Origin of the sequence: Bradyrhizobium sp. NBAIM14, from assembly GCF_020193895.1 — a bacterium.
In the GTDB taxonomy this organism is placed as follows: domain Bacteria; phylum Pseudomonadota; class Alphaproteobacteria; order Rhizobiales; family Xanthobacteraceae; genus Bradyrhizobium; species Bradyrhizobium yuanmingense.
This window is the reverse complement of the sequence record NZ_JADYVQ010000006.1, coordinates 350,991-369,606: the sequence shown is the minus strand read 5'-3', so window position 1 is coordinate 369,606 and position 18,616 is coordinate 350,991. Positions and strand designations below refer to the sequence as shown.

16 protein-coding genes are annotated in these 18,616 nt (G+C 63.4%); 8 read left to right on the top strand and 8 right to left on the bottom strand.

Annotation, left to right across the window (positions count from 1 at the left end; genetic code table 11):
• Nucleotides 1-3: 3 nt before the first annotated feature.
• Nucleotides 4-273 (bottom strand): hypothetical protein, encoded by a 270-nt coding sequence (locus I6F28_RS18265; protein WP_225134970.1) that lies wholly within the window; start codon nucleotides 271-273, stop codon nucleotides 4-6.
• A 244-nt stretch (nucleotides 274-517) separates the two neighbouring features.
• Here I6F28_RS18265 and I6F28_RS18260 point away from each other — a divergent pair, with 244 nt between their 5' ends.
• Nucleotides 518-994 carry a DUF3833 family protein gene (locus tag I6F28_RS18260; RefSeq protein ID WP_225140425.1) on the top strand — a complete coding sequence of 159 codons (477 nt, stop codon included), beginning with the start codon at nucleotides 518-520 and terminating at the stop codon, nucleotides 992-994.
• Between the two features lie 156 nt (nucleotides 995-1,150).
• A complete protein-coding gene (locus I6F28_RS18255; RefSeq protein WP_225140424.1) occupies nucleotides 1,151-1,573 on the top strand; it encodes a hypothetical protein in 423 nt (140 codons plus the stop codon).
• Between the two features lie 1,734 nt (nucleotides 1,574-3,307).
• Here the strand turns inward: I6F28_RS18255 and I6F28_RS18250 are convergent.
• On the bottom strand, nucleotides 3,308-3,700 hold the full coding sequence (locus I6F28_RS18250; protein WP_036026706.1) for a hypothetical protein: 393 nt from the start codon (nucleotides 3,698-3,700) through the stop codon (nucleotides 3,308-3,310).
• 259 nt (nucleotides 3,701-3,959) lie between these two features.
• A complete protein-coding gene (locus tag I6F28_RS18245) occupies nucleotides 3,960-4,205 on the bottom strand; it encodes a hypothetical protein (protein WP_036035837.1) in 246 nt (81 codons plus the stop codon).
• A 489-nt stretch (nucleotides 4,206-4,694) separates the two neighbouring features.
• Here I6F28_RS18245 and I6F28_RS18240 point away from each other — a divergent pair, with 489 nt between their 5' ends.
• The 5 genes from I6F28_RS18240 to I6F28_RS18220 all read left to right on the top strand — a co-directional run bounded on the left by I6F28_RS18240 (nucleotide 4,695) and on the right by I6F28_RS18220 (nucleotide 12,325).
• Nucleotides 4,695-5,372, top strand: a complete 678-nt coding sequence (locus tag I6F28_RS18240; RefSeq protein WP_036011605.1) for a response regulator transcription factor — start codon at nucleotides 4,695-4,697, stop codon at nucleotides 5,370-5,372.
• 12 nt (nucleotides 5,373-5,384) lie between these two features.
• A complete protein-coding gene (locus I6F28_RS18235) occupies nucleotides 5,385-6,809 on the top strand; it encodes a sensor histidine kinase (protein WP_225140423.1) in 1,425 nt (474 codons plus the stop codon).
• A 60-nt stretch (nucleotides 6,810-6,869) separates the two neighbouring features.
• The gene (rpoH, locus tag I6F28_RS18230; RefSeq protein WP_225140422.1) at nucleotides 6,870-7,793 is read left to right on the top strand and encodes an RNA polymerase sigma factor RpoH; all 924 of its coding nucleotides are present in this window, start codon (nucleotides 6,870-6,872) and stop codon (nucleotides 7,791-7,793) included.
• An 81-nt stretch (nucleotides 7,794-7,874) separates the two neighbouring features.
• On the top strand, nucleotides 7,875-11,057 hold the full coding sequence (locus I6F28_RS18225; RefSeq protein ID WP_225140421.1) for an efflux RND transporter permease subunit: 3,183 nt from the start codon (nucleotides 7,875-7,877) through the stop codon (nucleotides 11,055-11,057).
• Complete coding sequence (locus tag I6F28_RS18220; protein ID WP_225140420.1) at nucleotides 11,054-12,325, top strand: efflux RND transporter periplasmic adaptor subunit; 1,272 nt, start codon at nucleotides 11,054-11,056, stop codon at nucleotides 12,323-12,325. The genes I6F28_RS18225 and I6F28_RS18220 overlap by 4 nt, the downstream gene beginning before the upstream one ends.
• A 66-nt stretch (nucleotides 12,326-12,391) precedes the next feature.
• Here the strand turns inward: I6F28_RS18220 and I6F28_RS18215 are convergent, their stop codons facing one another.
• On the bottom strand, nucleotides 12,392-12,703 hold the full coding sequence (locus tag I6F28_RS18215; RefSeq protein ID WP_225140419.1) for a hypothetical protein: 312 nt from the start codon (nucleotides 12,701-12,703) through the stop codon (nucleotides 12,392-12,394).
• Nucleotides 12,704-13,068: 365 nt separating this feature from the next.
• On the opposite strand from I6F28_RS18215, the gene I6F28_RS18210 reads away from it, so the two are divergent.
• The gene (locus I6F28_RS18210) at nucleotides 13,069-13,449 is read left to right on the top strand and encodes a hypothetical protein (protein ID WP_192893333.1); all 381 of its coding nucleotides are present in this window, start codon (nucleotides 13,069-13,071) and stop codon (nucleotides 13,447-13,449) included.
• Nucleotides 13,450-13,563: 114 nt separating this feature from the next.
• Here I6F28_RS18210 and I6F28_RS18205 read toward each other — a convergent pair whose 3' ends face one another.
• From I6F28_RS18205 to I6F28_RS18190, 4 genes are all read right to left on the bottom strand, one after another.
• Nucleotides 13,564-14,379 carry an IclR family transcriptional regulator gene (locus I6F28_RS18205; protein WP_036026695.1) on the bottom strand — a complete coding sequence of 272 codons (816 nt, stop codon included), beginning with the start codon at nucleotides 14,377-14,379 and terminating at the stop codon, nucleotides 13,564-13,566.
• Between the two features lie 113 nt (nucleotides 14,380-14,492).
• Nucleotides 14,493-15,587 carry an extracellular solute-binding protein gene (locus tag I6F28_RS18200; protein ID WP_036011588.1) on the bottom strand — a complete coding sequence of 365 codons (1,095 nt, stop codon included), beginning with the start codon at nucleotides 15,585-15,587 and terminating at the stop codon, nucleotides 14,493-14,495.
• A gap of 32 nt (nucleotides 15,588-15,619) precedes the next feature.
• Nucleotides 15,620-17,410, bottom strand: a complete 1,791-nt coding sequence (locus I6F28_RS18195) for an ABC transporter permease subunit (protein WP_225140418.1) — start codon at nucleotides 17,408-17,410, stop codon at nucleotides 15,620-15,622.
• On the bottom strand, nucleotides 17,407-18,561 hold the full coding sequence (locus I6F28_RS18190) for an ABC transporter ATP-binding protein (protein ID WP_225140417.1): 1,155 nt from the start codon (nucleotides 18,559-18,561) through the stop codon (nucleotides 17,407-17,409). Before I6F28_RS18190 ends, I6F28_RS18195 begins: the two co-directional genes overlap by 4 nt.
• Between the last annotated feature and the right edge of the window lie 55 nt (nucleotides 18,562-18,616).

The following is an 18,616-nucleotide window of genomic DNA, read 5'->3' as shown; positions in this document are numbered from 1 at the left end:
GCCTCAAAGGCCCTCGTCAGGGCACTCCGGACATGTATCGCCGATCGAATCGAGGACATCGTTGATCTCCGCGACGGCCTGATCGGCAGAGACGCCGTCCGGCGGATCCTGGCGCGCAAGCGCGACCGCGCGATGGCGCGCGTGCGGGTCGGCGCGATCCCTGGCCCAGCCGTGCTCCTCGCATTCGCAGATCGCGCCGGCCTCGTGCAGCACGTGGGTGGCCCATCCCCGTAAGGTCCGGATCGCCGGCCGTCTTTCCCTGGTCATCAGCATGCGAGATTGCTCCTGCGGGACGAATCCGTGCCGCCGCCAGATCGTTCCGGGCTGTTAACACGGGTCAGAGATTCCCAAACGGCAGGGCTGGGCTTGTCCACGTGTTCCGGATGAAGGGGAGCGCGCGTTGTGACGCAGCGTCTGTATGCGTTGCAAGCACCCAGCAGAGCCAGGCAGGTTTCCTCCTGAGGAACCCTGGTGCTGAGAGGCGGCTTATGTCGTCATCGGTTTCGGAGGAAAAGCCATGGTCATTGATGCGTTCGCTGGCACCACGCCGGTGTTTCTCCCTGAGCAGTTCTTCGTTGGTCGCTTGGAAGGATGGGCGGTGGTCGAGAGTCTCGTCGGCGGGCTGTTGAAGCGGGCGACGATCACGGCGCATGGCGAATTGGACGCGGACACCGACACTGTCGTTCTGACTGAAACCTACACCTTTGATGACGGCCATAGCGACACGTTGCGCTGGACGATCCACAAGCTGAGCGAAGGTCAATACATCGGCCACGAAAATCGACTGGAGGGTGAAGCCACGGGCGAGCAGGCCGGTTGTGCATTCCATTGGAAGTACACGCGCGACACGCCCCAAGGCGATGGAAAGTCGTTCAAGCTGAACTTCGACGATTGGTTCTATGCGATCGATGACCGCGCCTGCATCGTGCGCGGATCCGCCGGGCGCGCGGGCATTCCGTTCGCGACGGCGCATGTGACGTATCGGAAGCTTTAGGTTCGCCCGACGGGGGCTGCAGCCCCGCTCTCCGGTGCGCACTTCTTTCTCGAACTTAACATTTTTGAATCGCGAAGGCACCGAAGCAAAGTACGGTGGGCGTTTTCGCGGGAGTGAATCTTCTGGCGCTGATTGAGCCAGAGCGGGGGCCGGGGCGTGAATTTCCAGGTTACGGTTTTGAAGATCCTGGTGAGCTATCCGGATGGCTTTGCCGTCATGGAAGACCTCAAGCGCGACATGGCGATCCTGGCGACCAGCGGCCGCGATTGGGCCGACCGGACGAGGCGTCTTGCCAGCCGCGTGCCGGACCTCGACATCTTTTCCCAGGGGCTGGTCGAGCGCATCAGCGGTGGCTGGAGACTGACGTCGAAGGGGCGAGACATCTTGGCGTTCATGGAAGCCCGACCGGCACCAAGCGAGCCCAGCCTGGCGGCCCCGGTCGATGAGACGTCCCAGCCGGTATTGGAGATTGCTCCGCTTTCCCCGCTGCCGCAGCCAGCCGACCGGGCCAAGCGTCGGCGCGAGCGCCGAGAGCGCCGCCGCGAAGCCCGCGAACGGGCGCGGGCGAACGCCTCCTGAACCGGGATTGAGGTCGGCAACGAACTAGCGGTCCATCGCCGCGCTCGAAGGGGCGCCAAGCCGGCGGCGACGCGGAGGCGACGGGGTGCTAACCACCCCATCTCTCGTAAGGATTATGACCTGGCTCTGGTTGATCATCATAGTGCGGGGCCGGTTGACGGCGGTCCGGCCGTGCCGGTGAATAAGCCCAGGCCGCAGTACTCCCAGTCGTCAGAACACGAGGATGCGCTTTTGCATGATGCCGATGGACCTGGCCTGCCACCGCGGCGCTGACGGGGGCCCACAGGATAATCAAAAGGCTCAAAACGAGACCCGATCGCATGGGAGTTTCTCCGATAGACCTACGATGATGAGTTAGATGAGCCTCGGTCCACGCCCTCGCAATCGGTGACGCCTGCAAGACTGGTAACGTCCTCGGCATCACGCGCGGGTTGGCGGTCGAATTCGTGCGAATCTGTAAACCCCGCACTCGGCTTCATGCTGGCAGTTGCGTCACGGTTTGGAGTCTTTCGTCGCCGGGGTGCGTCACGCGATGATGAGCACACCGATTTGCCATTCGCGCAGGCGTGATTGTTCACCCACGTGTTTTTCCCGAGCGCATACCCACCTAATGCTCAACCAAGAAATTCGAAGGAAGCGCATTTCAACAGAGCAGCCGGTTCGAGTCAGCGCGAATGCTCCGCACGAAAACAACAGCCGTTCGGAGCACGACCATGACTGGATTCAGGACCTTTGTTATTGCAGCGATGATGTCGATTGGCGCGATAAGCTCTGCAAGCGCCCAGTGCCCATTGTGGGCGACTCAACATCCAGATTTGTTTCAGGCGCAATATCCCGATCGGGATGTGTTGAACGACTGCGAATTGACGCCAGCAGGCAGAATGGGCCTGGAACGCCCTGGCGGCGCGGCTCCCTTGTTTGGGCCCAACAGGGCCTACCAGACAACGCCTGGCGTTGCCCAGCACCGCGGCTTTCACCACCGATCGCGGTGAGTATCTGAAAATGGATCCGGATGGTCGGATTCCGGCGGAGAAACCGTAGCGCGCCAAGTCTAATGATCAGAAATCAATCCGCGCACCTTCGGTACGCGACCGTTTTCAGCGATTCCTGAGTGCTGTCGGGACCAATCAAATGCGAGTCGATTAAGTCATTGGTTTCGCGTCCGTCGCCAAAAATTCGCGAGTCGTTTTAGGTCAATTCCAAAGATCTGCTAGTCGAATGGGTGATGACGCTAGATCTTGGGTTGGATGCCGCGATTTGTTGTCCAGATGTCGTGGTCTTGTGGAGCTGGGTGCTGCGAGCGCGGCCCGCAATGAACAACCTGCTCGAGGAAAACCGTCGGGGCCAATTTAGTACAAGTCGTCTGAAGCGGTGGAACGCTATCGAGAGACCGATGTGCGATCGTCGAGCGCCGCGCCGGTCGAGGTTTTATAGTCGGGACGGGCCCAGGGGAGCGCAACAGCCTCCTCGATCGCGAGAGATGAGCGGGGCTCCGCCTTAGCTATTCTGCGGTCGCGCAGACCGCATCGCAGCGATTAGGCCGCCTTGCAGAAGTGCACGGAAGCACAGCGCGGGCAGCGCACCTCGGAAGAAGGAGGCGATGCTCACGAGCTTACCGCAGGGCGTGCCTGACGTGGCCACGCGCATAGAACGACGCACTTCATCGACTCTATCCTCGACGCGAACGGCAATGCGCCCCCGCTGCTCCAGACCAATGGTTGCAGAGTGCGGCGGTTAGCTGCAGCTCAGCGGTAACGGCAGGTCGGGATGCAACTCGTACCAGTCGTAGCAATCTGGATAGGCGCCGTAGAATCCATAGCCGCCTCGGCGGAAGTGGTGAAACGCGTGCTGGCGCAGGCCTACGTCATGACCACCGAAGCCAAGGTGCTCGCCGCCGAACCGGGCGCCGCCGGCAAAATCTCCCTCATGGCCCATGCCGCCGAAATGCGCGCCGCCGCCGAAGGCCGCATGTCCACCGCCGAAGCCTGCATGTCCGCCGCCAAAGCCGCCACCGCCAAAACCACCGCCGTGGCCACCGCCACCACCGCCGCCATGGGCATTGGCCGCGCCAACGGCGAGCGTCGAGGCGAGTGCTGCTGTCGCCAGAATCATGATTGCACGTTTCATGGATGACTCCTCTTGTTGCGCTGTCCGGCCATGTTCCGCGCGAGGTTGCCGATGGCCGGGTCAGTGATGAGGGAGAGGTAGGTCCGGTACGAGGCGATCCAACTGAATTCGATGTCAGAATATCAGGCAAGCCGCTCGCGAAGAGCGTCTCGCGGATCGGCGCGACGCACGCGTAGGAGCGGGCCGACCAGCGCAGTCCGCTCCTCGTTATTGCAAAACGCGGCGAAGCTATAGGGCAGGCCGCGTCACCCAATCAGTACTAGCTGCCTGTGCCCGGCTCGCACGGTACGTTGTTGCCGGTCCACGGCGCGGTTGCAAAGGCGCCGACGCGCGGCGCCGGAACGCAGGCGCGCTCGCCCGGATAATGGAACGGCGTGGTCGCCGCGACTGTATCGGCGGCCACGTCGGGCCGCTGCGCGGCGCGCTGGTGCTCGCGCGCCATGACTGGGCCACCCAGCATTGCGGCCGCGATCAATCCTATCGACAATAGTTTGGACGTGGTCATTCGCTCTCTCCTCTGACGACATCAGGCCGATCAAGCCGGCTCAGCGACGATGTGTGAACGATCGGCCACGTTTCCAACGCACGTTTTGCTCACTGCATTTCAACCGCCCGAGAGCCGCTGCGGTGTCGCAACCACGATCGTGCGAATGCATAACATCCGTGGTCCCTGAGACGACGGCACGTGTGTTGACGGCATATGTTCGATCCAGTCGGTTGGCAGCGGAGCGCGGAAGATGATCATTGCATTTGTAACACGCGTGGTGCGGGTCCTCGTGCCGTTGGCGGCACGCACAGCCGACAACATGAACCGCAATTTAGTGGCGCGGTGCGCGCGGCAGAGCTACCTCATAGCGCAGCGGGCGACCGGCAACAGGCGGCATCAGCGACGCGCGTCCGACGTACGCGGGCACTGAGCATGACACGGCCCGACGCCGTACCCGTGCTGCCCAACCGCGCGTCAAGACGCCGTGGGAATTATGGTACGAGGCTCATGACCCGGATTCTCCTGATTGAGGACGACACTGAAACCGCCGAGGCGATCCTCGCCGAACTCGGCGATCGCGGCTTCGAGGTGCAGTGGGCCGGCAACGGCGTCGACGGTCTCGAGCGCGCGCGTGCGTCGAGCCCCGATGCCATGATCGTCGATCGCATGCTCCCGGGAGTTGACGGGCTGACCGTCATCGAGGTGCTGCGCAAGGAGCAGGTGAGGACGCCTGTGCTGGTGTTGAGTGCGCTTGGCGCCGTGAATGACCGGGTGCGCGGGTTGCGCATGGGCGGGGACGACTATCTCACAAAGCCGTTCGCGCTCATCGAACTGGTTGCGCGAATCGAGGCGCTGCTGCGCCGGCCGAGCGACAGCCGCGAAACCATCCTGCATGTCGGGCCCCTCGAGCTCGATCTGATCGAGCGCACCGCGCGGCGCGGCGAGCGCAGGCTCGACCTGTTGCCGCGCGAATTCCGCTTGCTCGAGTACATGATGCGCCGGAGCGATCAGCTCTTGACGCGCGCGATGCTGCTCGAGGAGGTCTGGAACTACAAGTTCGTTCCGGCGACCACCAACTTGATCGACGTGCATATGGGCCGGCTTCGTCACAAGGTGGACGGTTCCGGGGAGACACAGCTCATCCACAATGTCCGAGGCTCCGGCTTCGTCCTTCGCTCGCGGTAGGAGGGACGGGCGATGCAGCAGACACAGTTGATCCGCTCCAGCACATTTCTCTGGGCTCTGGCCGTGGCGGCGTCCTTTGCGCTGTTCGTGGTCGCCTTGTTCGCCTTCATCTACTGGAAGCTCGATGCCTATCTGGTCGCGCGGTCCGATCGCATGATCACCACGCAGATCCACTTCGTCGCGGAATTGTCCCCGGCCCGCCGCGTCAGCGCTATCGCGGATCACCTCGCGCAGGATTCCAGGGGCGTGCAGTACGCGGGACTGTTCGATCCTGCCGGCAAAAGGCTGGCCGGGAATATCGACCGCGTGCCGCGTGAACTCGGGCTCGATGGGGCGGCGCAGGGCGTGCGACTCGATCTGCTGGAGAAGCCGACGGAGCATGGTCCCGTCGTCAGGGCGGTCGGCAGCCGTCTCGAGGGCGGCGATGTCCTGGTGATGGGACGGAACGTCGACGAGACGCGCGAGATATCGAGCGTGGTGGGCCAGGCCCTGGCCCTGGGTCTGCTGCCGGCCTTCAGCCTCTGCCTGCTTGCGGGTGCCTGGCTGAGCTTGCGCGCCCAGCGACGCGTAGAGGAGGTCAACCAGCGGGTCCAGCGCATCGTGGCCGGCGAGCTGCGCGAGCGGCTTCCGGAGGGCGGGACGGACGACCCGTTTGCGCGGCTGGCCAGGATCGTCAACGGCATGCTCGACGAGATGGAGACGATGATCAATGCGCTCGCCGGCGTCGGCAACGACATCGCTCATGATCTCAGGACGCCGCTGACCCGCGTCCGTCTGGCGCTGGAGCGCGGCCGGACCCATGCGGCGACGCTGGAACAGCTGCAGGACGTTGCGGACAAGGCCATCGCCGGCATCGACCAGTCGCTCGCGATCGTCACGGCCTTGCTGCGCCTGACAGAGATCGAGAACAACCGCCGTATGGCCGGGTTTGGCGACGTCGCGCTCGACGAGATTCTGCGGGAGGTGTGCGACGTCTACGACCCGATCGCCGAGGACAAGCATGTCGGGCTCGGCGTCGTCACCGAGTGCAATGTGCAGGTGTGGGGTGACCGCGACCTGCTGTTCGAGGCAGTCGCCAACCTCGTCGACAACGCCATCAAGTTCACGCCGTCCGGCGGGCGGGTGGACCTCGCCCTGCAGGCGGAGGACGAGACCGCGCTGGTGCGCGTTAGCGATACCGGGCCCGGCATCAGCGAGCAGGAGCGCGAAGCAGTGCTGCGGCGGTTCTACCGCTCCGACAAGATGCGCAATACGCCGGGCGTCGGGCTTGGACTGAGCCTGGTGGCGGCGATCGTCAAGCTGCACGGCTTCCGGCTGATCATTGGCCCGGCTCCCGGTGGGCGGATCGAGATCCTCGCCTGGACCGGGAGTGCGGGCAGGCCCATCGCGCGCCGGTCACGCGCATTGCTGCACGCAGAGGCCGGCCAGATGGGATGAGCCAAATGACGTGCGGTGCCTCCGAGATCAATCAGCCGGCCCGGACTATAGGAGTGACAAATGCAGACGAGCCATGAGGTGGTGTGCCGCGATCCTGTTGCCGTGCCGATCGCAGCGGTGTCGACGCCGTTCCTCACCGCCTATTCCGCCGCAATCCGGCGCTACGAGCTACTTGAATCAGGTCAGGAGCAGCAGCTGGCGCGTCGCTGGCAGGAAACGCGGGATCGGCGCGCCGCGGATGCGCTCGTCACCAGCCATCTTCGGCTCGCCGCCAAGTTGGCGAGGGGTTACAGGGGATACGGTCTGCCGCTGGTCGATCTGATCGCGGAAGCGAATCTCGGCCTCGTGATCGCGGCGTCGCGCTTCGAGCCCGGGCACGGCGCCCGATTCTCCAGCTATGCGATCTGGTGGATCAAGGCCACCATTCACGACTACATCCTGCGATCGTGGTCCCTGGTCAAGATCGGGACGACGGCTGCGCAGAAGAAGCTGTTTTTCAAACTCCGCGGCGAGATCAGGAAAGCCACCAGCAGTGCGATGGCCGGGCTCACACCCGACGTCGCCGAATTGATCGCCGGGAAGCTCGAGGTGACGGCGCGCGAGGTGATCGAGATGGACGCGCGACTCCACCGCGACATGTCGCTGAACGCGCGCGTCGGTGACGAGGACGGTGGAACCGAGCTGGAGGCCCTGCTGGTCGATGGTGCGGTCGACGCCGAGACGATGCTTGCCGATCACGACCAGACGGAGCAGCGCAGCAGGGCTTTGCGCGCTGCACTGGACGGGCTCGCGCCGCGGGAGCGTCATATCTTCGAGGCGCGGCGCCTGAAGGAATGTCCTGTTACGCGCGATCAACTCGCCCGAGAGCTGTCCATATCCAGCGAGCGGGTTCGGCAGATCGAGATCCGTACCTTCGCCAAAGTCAAACGGGCCGTCATGAACGCCGCGCATGATGTGTCACACGCCGCCTCGTGCAGCGACTGAATTCGTTTTCATTTGAACGGAGGCGCGGCCGCCCTCACTTGTCCGACGATCCTGCGTAACCCTGTTTCAGGCAGACCAATCATGGGAATTGTTCGCTTCGCGCTGCGGCTTCCGCATACTTTCTACGTGCTTGCGGCGTTGATCCTGTTCCTCGGCGGCATCGCGATTCGCTCGATGCCGACAGACATCTTTCCGGAGATCCGGATTCCCGTCGTCACCGTCATCTGGAGCTACACCGGCCTTTCCACGCCGGAGATGGAACAGCGCGTCAGCACCTACAGCCAGTATTCGATCAGCGCCAATGTCAGCGGTATCAAGAATATCGAGGCGCAGACCCTCAACGGCTTGTCGGTTCAGAAGATCTACTTTCAGCCGGACGTCAATCTCGATCTCGCGATCTCGCAGATCGTCTCGGCGACCAACGCCATCCGCGCCCTGATGCCTCCCGGCATCCAGCCGCCGATCATCGTGCAGTTCAATGCCTCAAGCGTGCCGGTGCTCCAGCTCAGCCTCGAATCGAACAACCTGAATGAGCAGCAGCTCTACGATTTCGGCATCTACCGGGTCCGCCAGCAACTGGCTCCCGTTCCAGGCGTGACCCTGCCCACGCCTACCGGCGGCAAATACCGCCAGATCATGGTTGACCTCGATCCGAACAAGCTGCTGGCGCGCGGATTGACACCGCTCGACATCGTCAACGCAGTGAACACGCAGAACCTGACGCTGCCGACCGGCACGACCAAGATCGGCGACACCCAGTACACCGTTCGTACCAACGCGACGCCGGCGACGATCCAGGATCTCAACATGATCCCGGTGAAGTTCGCGAACGGGGCGACGATCTTCCTGAAGGACGTCGCCCAGGTCCGCGACGGCGCCCAGGTTCAGCAGAACATTGTGCGCGAGGATGGCCACCGCGCCGTCCTGCTCAGCGTCATCAAGAACGGCAATGCCTCCACGCTGGCCGTCGTCAACGGCGTGAAAGCGGCCCTGACGTCGATCCGCGCGTCGGCGCCCGCGGGGCTGAAGGTGAACGAGCTGTTCGACCAGTCAATCTTCGTCACACATTCGGTCGATGGTGTGCTGCGCGAAGGCGCGATCGCGGCGGGCCTGACGGCATTGATGATTCTGGTGTTCCTGGGATCGTGGCGATCGACGCTCGTCGTCCTGATCTCGATCCCGCTGGCGATGCTGTCCTCGCTGATCGTCCTCTATTTCCTCGGCGAGACCCTCAACACCATGACGCTCGGCGGCCTTGCTCTTGCCGTCGGTATTCTCGTCGACGATTCGACGGTGACGATCGAGAACACGCACCGGCTCTGGACCGAGGAAGGCATGCCGCTGCCGGACGCGACTCTGCACGGAGCCGCCGAAATCGCCATTCCGACGCTGGTCTCGACGCTCGCGATCAGTTGCGTGTTCATCTCGGTCGTATTCCTCGAGGGCCCGGCCAAATATCTGTTCACGCCACTTGGCCTTGCCGTGGTGTTCGCGATGCTGGCGTCTTATGGCCTGTCGCGGACGCTGACGCCGATCACGATTGGCCTGCTCCTGAAGGGCGAGCAACGTCATGGCGAGGGCAATCGGCCGTCAAACATCCTCGCACGCGCCTCCGCGGCATTCGAGCGCGGTTTCGAACGCCTGCGCGACGGCTATTCCGATCTGCTGCTGAAACTGCTGCGGCACCGCGCAGTGATACCCGTCGTCGCCCTGCTGGTGCTGGCGCTCGGTGCCACGATGTTCGCCTATGTCGGCCAGGACTTCTATCCCCTGATCGACGGCGGCCAGATCCAGCTCCATGTTCGCGCCCCCGCGGGCACGCGGATCGAGCGGACGGAAGCGATCTTCCAGGCAGTTGAGGACAAGATCCGCGAGGTCATTCCCGAGCACGACCGGGCGCTGATCGTCGATAATATCGGCCTGCCGGCGCGGCCCTATAACCTTGCTTTCACGGACGGTTCCACCATCGGGGTGAACGACGGCACCATTCTCGTGTCGTTGAAGGAAGGGCACCAGCCGACGGCGGATTACATCAGGAGGCTGCGGCAGGTGCTGCCGAGGGCATTCCCGGAGGACACGTTCTATTTCCAGGCGGCCGATATCGTCACGCAGATCCTGAACTTCGGTCTCCCGGCGCAGATCGATGTCCGCACGGTCGGTTACGGCAACAACAATCTCGCCGTCGCCAAGGAACTGCAAAAGAGTCTCGCCGCGATCCCCGGCGTGGTCGATGCACATCTGCAGCAGGAGGTCGATGCTCCCGCATTCTACGCCGACATCGACCGCACCCGCGCCGCGCAACTCGGTCTCAATGCGAGCACGGTGGCAACCAACATCAATGTCAGCCTCTCATCGTCCGCGCAGGTCTCGCCGAACTTCTGGACGGATCCGACTTCCGGCATTCCCTATTACCTGGCTGTGCAGACGCCAGAGTACAGGACCAATTCGCTGAACGCGCTGGGCAATACGCCGGTTTCGGCCTCGCTTGCCGCAAGCGGGCAGACGGTACCGGGCCTGCTCAGCAATGTTGCGACCTTCAAGCGGGGCACCGTTCCGACCAACTCGAACCAAGCCAATGTGCAGCCGGTTTACGATGTCTATGCGAGCGTGCAGGGCCGTGATCTCGGCAGCGTCGCGGCTGACATCGAGAAGGTGACGTCCACGCTGCAGAAGCAACTCCAGCCGGGCAACTCGATCCAGGTTCTCGGCCAGATCCAGAGCATGCACCAATCGTTCCGCGATCTCTCCCTTGGACTGCTGTTCGCGGCCATCCTCGTCTACCTGCTGATGGTCGTGAACTACCAGAATTTTGGCGATCCCTTTGTCGTCATCCTGGCACTGCCGGCGACATTCTGCGGCATCGTGACGATGCTGTTTATCACCGGGACGACGCTGAACGTGCCTTCGCTGATGGGAGCCATCATGGCGATCGGCGTAGCCTCCGCGAACTCCATCCTGCTCGTGACATTCGCACGCGACGAGCAATTGAAGGGGCATTCGGCATTCCAGGCGGCGCTGAGCGCAGGCCGGACGCGAATCCGGCCCGTGCTGATGACCGCGGCGGCGATGATCGTCGGCATGATCCCGATGGCGATCGGCGGGCCCGGCGAGGAGCAGAATGCAGCGCTTGCGCGGGCGGTCATCGGCGGTCTGCTGTTTGCAACACCGACTACCCTGCTGATCGTGCCTTATCTCTTCGCCATGCTGCGCAAAGGCAACGACGGCAAGCCTCATCATGGGGTATTCGAGGAGCAACCGGAATGAGTGACGTTCGCGCAAGGACCGATGACGACGGGGCGACACACCGCCCGGGGGCGGAGAGCCTCCGGATTGTGGAATTGCCGGGAAAGGGCCCTCGATCCGCACGCCGTTACGGCGGCGCGCTGCTCGGCGGAGGCGTGCTCCTCATGCTTGCGTGCGGTCTCGGCATCGGCGGCTGGCGGCACTATGAGGCCATGCGTGGCGTTGCCGCTGTGGCAGAGCAGGCTCGAACCAACCTTCCCGAGGTTCGGGTCGCGACGGTGAAGCCCGGAGGCGACATCATGAAGGTGAGCCTGCCGGCGACGACGACCGCGTTCGAGGCGGCCAACATCTTCGCGCGGACCAGCGGCTACATCGAGAAGCGCTACGTCGATATCGGCGATCGGGTCAAGAAGGGCGAGCTGCTCGTGGAAATCACTGCGCCCGAGCTCGACCAGCAGATCGCGCAGGCGCAAGCGACGCTCGCGCAGGACCAGGCCGCGCTTCAGCAGGCGGAGGCAAGCCGGGAACTGGCCGACGTGACCAACTCGCGCGACAGCAATCTCGTCAAGCAGGGCTGGTTGACGGCACAACAGGGCGACAACGATCGTCTCACCCTGCGCGCGCAGCAAGGCGCGGTGGGTGTCGCCCAGTCGAATATCACGGCGCAGGAAGCGCAGATCCGAGTTCTTCAGCAGGAGAAGTCCTATCAGCGTGTAGTGGCGCCATTCGACGGCGTGGTCACGCAGCGTAACGTGGACAACGGCAGCCTGGTATCAGCCGGGTCCACCTTCATGTTCACGCTGATGCATTCCGACGTGATCCGAACCCAGGTGTTCGTGCCACAGGACGAAGCGTTCGGCGTTGGCCCGGGCGTCGATGCGGATATCCGCGTCCCCGAGATTCCGGGGCGGACGTTTGCGGGCAAGGTCACGCGGATCGCAACCGCGCTGCAGCCGGGAAGCCGGACGCTGCTAACCGAGATCGACGTGCCCAATCCGGATGGCCTGCTCAGTCCGGGCATATATTGCACGGTCGAACTATCGATCCCGCGCAGGACAGCATCGACGACGATCCCATCCGATGCGCTCGTCTTCGACCAGAACGGCCTCCATGTCGTGGTTGTGCGCAACAACACGGTCCATTTTCAGCAGGTCTCGATCACCCGGGATTTCGGCACCACGGTGGAAGTGCGCGACGGCGTGCAGCCCGGCGACCAGGTCGTGCTCAATCCCGCGGTCAATCTGGCGGAGGGAAGCAAGGTCACCGTTCGCAAGAGCGAGGCGAGCTAGGACGCGAAAGATGATGCGAATTGTACTCGCAGCGGCGACGGCGTTGCTGCTCGGAAGCTCTGCTGGTCAGGCACAGGTCGCAACGACCGGCACTACTGCAATGGATCTGCCGACGGTGCCGGGCGCGATCGTGGTCTCACCGCTCAACAGTCCCGGGCCGTTTTCCGCAATGACCGTGTCAGGTGCTCCGGACACGACGCTGGCGCCGGTTCCGCTCGCGTCGGATCCGACGACGCCGGGGACGGTGGTCGTCTGCGCTCCGCCGTCGTCATCGCCGACGCCGGTGCCGGCGACGCCGACCGTATCGCCGACAGGCCTTGTACCACCGGACATCGCGGCGCCGTTGCTGCCGGTGATAAGGCGGAACAGCAGCGCCACCGGTACGATCTCCTCAGCTGCGCCCTCAGGAACAGGTACGACGGTCGGATGCAGCTCGACGCCGGGGGGAGAGGTGACGAGCGCTGCGTCCCTGCCATTGTCGATCCCGCAAGTGGCTACAAGCCCCGCACCTGGTACGATTCAGGCGGAAGCCAGTGGTGCCGGTGGGACGGGTATAGACCCGAACGCTGCGGTTGTGCCCAGCCCGAACAGCTCGGCTTGCATGGAAGGCGTCTCGATCAATCTCGGCTCGCCTGCGACTGTGCTGCCGGCGAACGCTTCAGGCGCAGCACCAACGCCCGGCGTGTCGCCGGTGCTGCCGCCCGGATGCTGAAGTCGGACGCAGATCGAACCCCTAGCGGCAGGTGCAAGACGCAGCAAGCATCGCACTGAAATTTATCAAGAAGGCTCGGCGCGATCCCGGCCCGTGTGTGGCCTATTGTTCGATGAGTGCTGTTTATGCATGGAGAAGGCTCCACCTGATTGCATTGACATTAGAAACCTGCGCTCGGGCGGGTATTTCCAGAACGCACGTCCTGCTCCCACGGCTGCACGACCGCGTTGCGCGCATCGCCTTGCCTTCGACCCTTGAGCGGCATTTGCTATCTCAGGACGGCCCGCGCGCGTGCGATCTCCCGGCTGCACGCGTCGATGTCGCCGCTGCGATCGGCGGCGCGGGCGCGGTCGAGCGAATCAAGCGCGTCCGTGAAGCCGATGCCGTTGTCGCCCTCGGCTTTTGCGAGTGAGCGGGGGATGCTCACTTCCTGGCCGGGTATACGGGTGCGGACCTCGATCTGAAGTCCGCGATGGACGAGCAGCGGCTGCTTCCGTTGCCCGGCACCAACGCCGTCCTGGAAAGATCAGGTGGCTCGTCGTGATTGATGTGACTGTCTAGGACCGCCTCGCATTGCTGGATATGCCGCCGGCCTACTGGAATAGCCGAGGGCAGCGCCGATGGTTCGGGCTGCCTCCATCACGTGAACCGAATATTCTTTTATCTGCTTGCGCTTGATGCGGCTGTCGGGCCCGGACATGCCAATCGCTCCCACGAGTTCGCCGGAACGACCGAGGATGGCACAAGCGCAGGCGGCGATGCCCTCGCGCCACTCGCCGTGCAGGACGGAGGAGTAGCCCTGCGCGCGTGCCAGCTCGATGTCCTCCCGCAGCTCCTCGATCGTCGTTCGCGTCGCTTCCGTGTAGCGCCTCAGATGCGGCCGGAACCGTTCCAGGTAGTCATCAGGCATATGTGCGAGCATCGCTTTGCCTGTCGCCATGGTGAAAGCGGGTGCGCGCATACCCACGCTTGTATGGGCGCGGATATGGTGAGCGCTTTCGATCTTGTCGACATAGACCACGTCGGTGTCCTCGAGCACCGACAGGTGAATGGTTTCGCCGGTGATCTCGGCAAGCTTCGTCATTGCCGGTCGCGCGACGTTGATGAGATCCATCCGGTGGATGACATGGCTGCCGAGCGCCCAGATCTTGGTCGTGAGCTCGTAGGTGCTGTGCGGGGGGATCTGGCGCACATAGCCTTGAGACTGCAAAGTCATCAGCAGCCGATGCACGTTGCTCTTGGTGAGCTTCAGCTCGCTCGCGAGGTCAGTGACGCCGCGGGGCTGCTCGCTCAGAGCAAGTGCTTCCAGGAGACGCAGTCCCTTGGTAAAAGCCTTATCCATCCACCAGCCAAAATAGAATGATATTTCACTCGATCTAGCATGGCCGCGCGAACGGCAATAGCCCGGGTGTGGAATTAACCCCGATCCTTTCGGATCGGGGCTGATCAGCCTGCTTACTGGGCCAGCAAGGCGTTGAGCTTCTCCTGCCCGTACTCTTCATTGGTGGAATTTCCAGCCGGCGAAGTCGCGCCCCAATAATCCGGGCTCCATTCGATCGCTTTCGAGACGTTGTCCGGGTTGTTGGCCCAGTAGCGCGCGAGCTTCTTGTCGGTTGCGGCCTCGAAGACGACCTGGGAGGGAAGGGCGACCGGGAAGGTCGAGGTGAGCTGCGCCGCGCGCTTGGGCTCGAGCCGCCAGGACAGCAGTTTCAGCGCGTTGTCGTAGTTCGGCGCTCCCTTGGGAATCGAGAAGAAGTCGTAGTAGATGAAGCCCTGATTGAAAGTCAGCTCGATCGGGGCGCCCTCCAGGGCGAGCTTGCTCATCGAACCGGTGTAGGCCATGCACATGTCGGCCTCGCCGTCGAGCAGGAGCTGCGGCGGCTGTGCGGATGTCGTCCACCATTTGGCAATGTGTGGCTTGATCTCCTTGACCTTCTTCAGCGCCCGCTCCATGTCGATCGGGTAGAGCTTGCTCTTCTCTACGCCGTCGGCCATCAGCGCCGCCTCGAAGACGAAACGCGGCCAGGCGGGCATGCAGCGCCGGCCAGGGAATTTCTTCACGTCCCAAAAGTCGGCCCAGCTGGTCGGCACGTTCTCGCCCTTGTACTTGTCCTTGTTGTAGACGAGGCCGACGCCGATCACCTGCAGCGCCACGCCCTTCTTGCGCTTCAGATTGTCCGGCATGGCCGCCAGCGTCTGCTTGGCCGCGTCGGACAGCTTGGAATAGTCGATGTCGGCGAGACAACAGTCGCCGAGCAGCTTGGTCTCCTGGTCGAAGATGAACGTCAGGTCCCATTGAGCTTTGCCGGCCTCGGCCTGAGCCTTGATGCGTGGGCCGCTACGCGCCTCCTGGACGGTGACCACCTTGATGCCGGTCGCCTTCTCGAACGGATCGTACATGACCTTGCGCAATGCATCGCCATATCCGCCGCCCGGGTCCTGCATGATCACGACGTTGCTCTGAGCCTGAGCCGGGCCCGTCCCCATCGCGATGCACAGGGCCGAGGCCAATACGGAAACCGACAGTCGCCAGCGTTTCATTCCCAGCATTTTCTCTTTCCTCCAGTTGAAATTGATCTGTGTCACGTTGCCTTCCGCGACGTGGCGAGAACGGGCCGTGCAAGGACGAGCCCTGCGACCACCAGCAGCACCTCCAGCGTCGAGACCACGGCCAGCACCGGATTGAGCCGGTAATTGATGTCGCCCCACAGCATGAGCGGGAGCGTCTTCAGCTCCGCGCTCGACAGGAACAGCGTCAGCACCAACTCGTCGAACGAGTGCAGGAAGGCGAAGAATGTCGCTGCAGCGAGGCCCGGCATGATGGCCGGCAGCGTCACCAGGCGGAACACCGTCAGGGACGATGCGCCATGGACGGCAGCCGCCTGTTCGAGCCTTGTATCGACGCCTTGAAGCGATGCGGACAGGATCACCACGACGAGGGGAAGGCCGCCGATCGCATGCGCCGCGGCAAGGCCGAAGACGGAGCCGACCAGGTCGAAACGCAGGAACAGGCTGTAGAGCGACAGGCCGAGCACGACCGGAGGCACGATGATCGGACTTACGAGCAGCAGCATGATGGTGGACTTGCCGCGAATGCTGCTCCTGACGATGCCGAGGGCGGCTGACGCGCCCAGCACGATCGCGATTCCGGCCGACATCGCCGCGACGACCAAGGATGTCCAGAACGCCCGCATCCAGTTCGAATCGGAGAAGAACTGCTCATACCAGCGAAATGAGAAGCCCGGCGGCGGGAAGGTCAGATAGCTTGCGCTGCTGAAGGAAATGATCATCACCACGATGATCGGCAGGATGAGAACGGTAATGACCAGTCCGCCCATGAGGCGAACCGTCCAGGTCCCGAAGCTCGCCGGCAGTCGTCCGAAAAGTCTCAGAAGCGGCCAGCCTATCAAGTCGGCAGCTGAGGCGCCGAAACTACGGCGGCCGTCATCGGCGGCGTAGCGGTTAGTCGTCGTCGGTACGGCCTCGGTCAGCTTGCGGCCGCCCCAAATGAACTCGAAGCCGAGGAAGCGTCCGGCCACCGCGACCACCGCCAGCGTGATCGTCAGCAGCACCACGCCCAAGGCCTGCAGGAATCCCTCCGATGTGACCGAGTCCGCCTGCTGCGTGATATGCATGGCAAACATCTGGTCGCCGGGTCCCCCGAGCAGCGTGGGCGTAATGAAGAACCCGATCGCTGCGACGAAGACCAGCAGGAAGCCGGCGCCCATCCCGGGTAGGGTCAGCGGCAGCAACACGCGCCAGAACGCCGCAATGGGCCCGGCGCCGCTGGCCAGCGCCGCGCGGGTCAGGCTTTGATCGAGGCGCGCCACGCTGGAATAGATCGTCAGCACCATCAGCGGCAGAAGCACCGCGGTCATGCCGAGAAGCACCGTGCCGCGATTGAAGAGGAGCTGCACCGGCTCGCTCAATATTCCGACCGAAACCAGCAGCTTGTTGACCGGCCCGTTGCGGCCGAGCAGGACCATCCAGGCGTAGGTTCGGATCAGGATGGCGATGAAATAGGGCAGCACGATCGCGGTCGCGATCAGGGCCTGGGTCATGCCGCGGCTGCGGTGAATGAGCAGCGCCGTCGGATATCCGAACAGCAGGCACAGTCCGGCGACGGTGACCGAGATCTGCATCGTGCGGACGAGCGAATCCCAATAGAGCGGTATGGCGAACACCCGCTCGAAATAGGTCGACCACGACGGCCCGCTCACGCTGATGCGGATGAGATCGATCAGCGGGAGCAGATAGATGAAGGCCAGAAACGCGAGCGCGGGCAGGAGCAGCAGCGCCGGATCCTTCAACCTCCTGACGAGATCGAGATCCGCAGGACGGCCTGCCTGGGTGCCGATCGATGCCGCGGTCATGCAAGCACCCAGCAATCCGCGGCGCCCCAGCTCACGTGCAGACGATCGCCGACGGCCGGCAGCGGCCGGTCGGCCATGTCGGTGCAGCGGATCAGGAGCGGATCTCCGCCCTCCATTTGCGCCTCGATCCGCAGGATCTCGCCGAGGAAGATCGCAGACGTGACGCTGACGGGCGTGGAATTCGCAGCCGGCTCGTTCGACACCGCGATGCGTTCCGGACGCACGAGCACGGTTGCGCGTCCGACGTCGATCGTGTCCCGGCTTTCGGCGCTGAACACGTATCCTGCACGGTTCTTCATCGTCAGTGTCGATCCGCGCTTCTGCAGGATCTCACCCTCGATCAGATTGCTCTCGCCGACGAACGAGGCGACGAAGCGATCAGTCGGATGCCGGTAGATGTCCAGGGGGCGGCCGATCTGAACGATCTTGCCGGCGTTGAGTACCGCGATGCGGTCGCTCATCGTCAGGGCTTCGCCCTGGTCATGGGTGACGAACAGGATCGTGCTGCCGATGGTCTGGTGAAGGTCGCGGATCTCGATCTGGATCTGCTCGCGCAACCGCCGGTCGAGGGCGCTGAGGGGCTCGTCCATCAGCACGACCTTGGGCTTCCTGACGATGGCGCGGGCAATCGCGACGCGCTGCTGCTGTCCACCCGACATTTGCGAGGGAGACTTCGTCGCATGCTCCGTCAGCCGCATGATCTCCAGCGTTTCGGCGACGCGCCGCTCCGCAGTCGCCCGGTCGACCCCCGCCATCCGAAGCGGAAACGCGACGTTCTGGCTGACCGTCATGTTCGGAAATAGCGCGTAGCTCTGGAACACCATGCCGAAGCCGCGCTTGTGCGTGGGTACGTTGTGGACCGGCTTGCCGTCGACGAGGATCTCGCCGCTGTCGAGGCTCTGGAATCCGGCGACAAGGTTGAGCAGCGTCGTTTTTCCGCTGCCGGATGGGCCAAGAAGCGTGATGAACTCGCCGGGCTCGATGTCGATGCTGATCCGGTCGACCGCATGAAAGTTGCCGTAAGCTTTCACCGCTTCACGGACGGCAATGCTCGATCCGAACGCGTCGCGGTCCCGGAGGCGGCCGGTCGGCAATGTCCGAACGTTCGCATCGCCAGAGCGCATCGCACGCTGAGCCGAAGGCTCGCCCATTCTATCCTCCCAGTATGTTCTATATTATAGAACGTCATTCCAATTATTGTTGGAG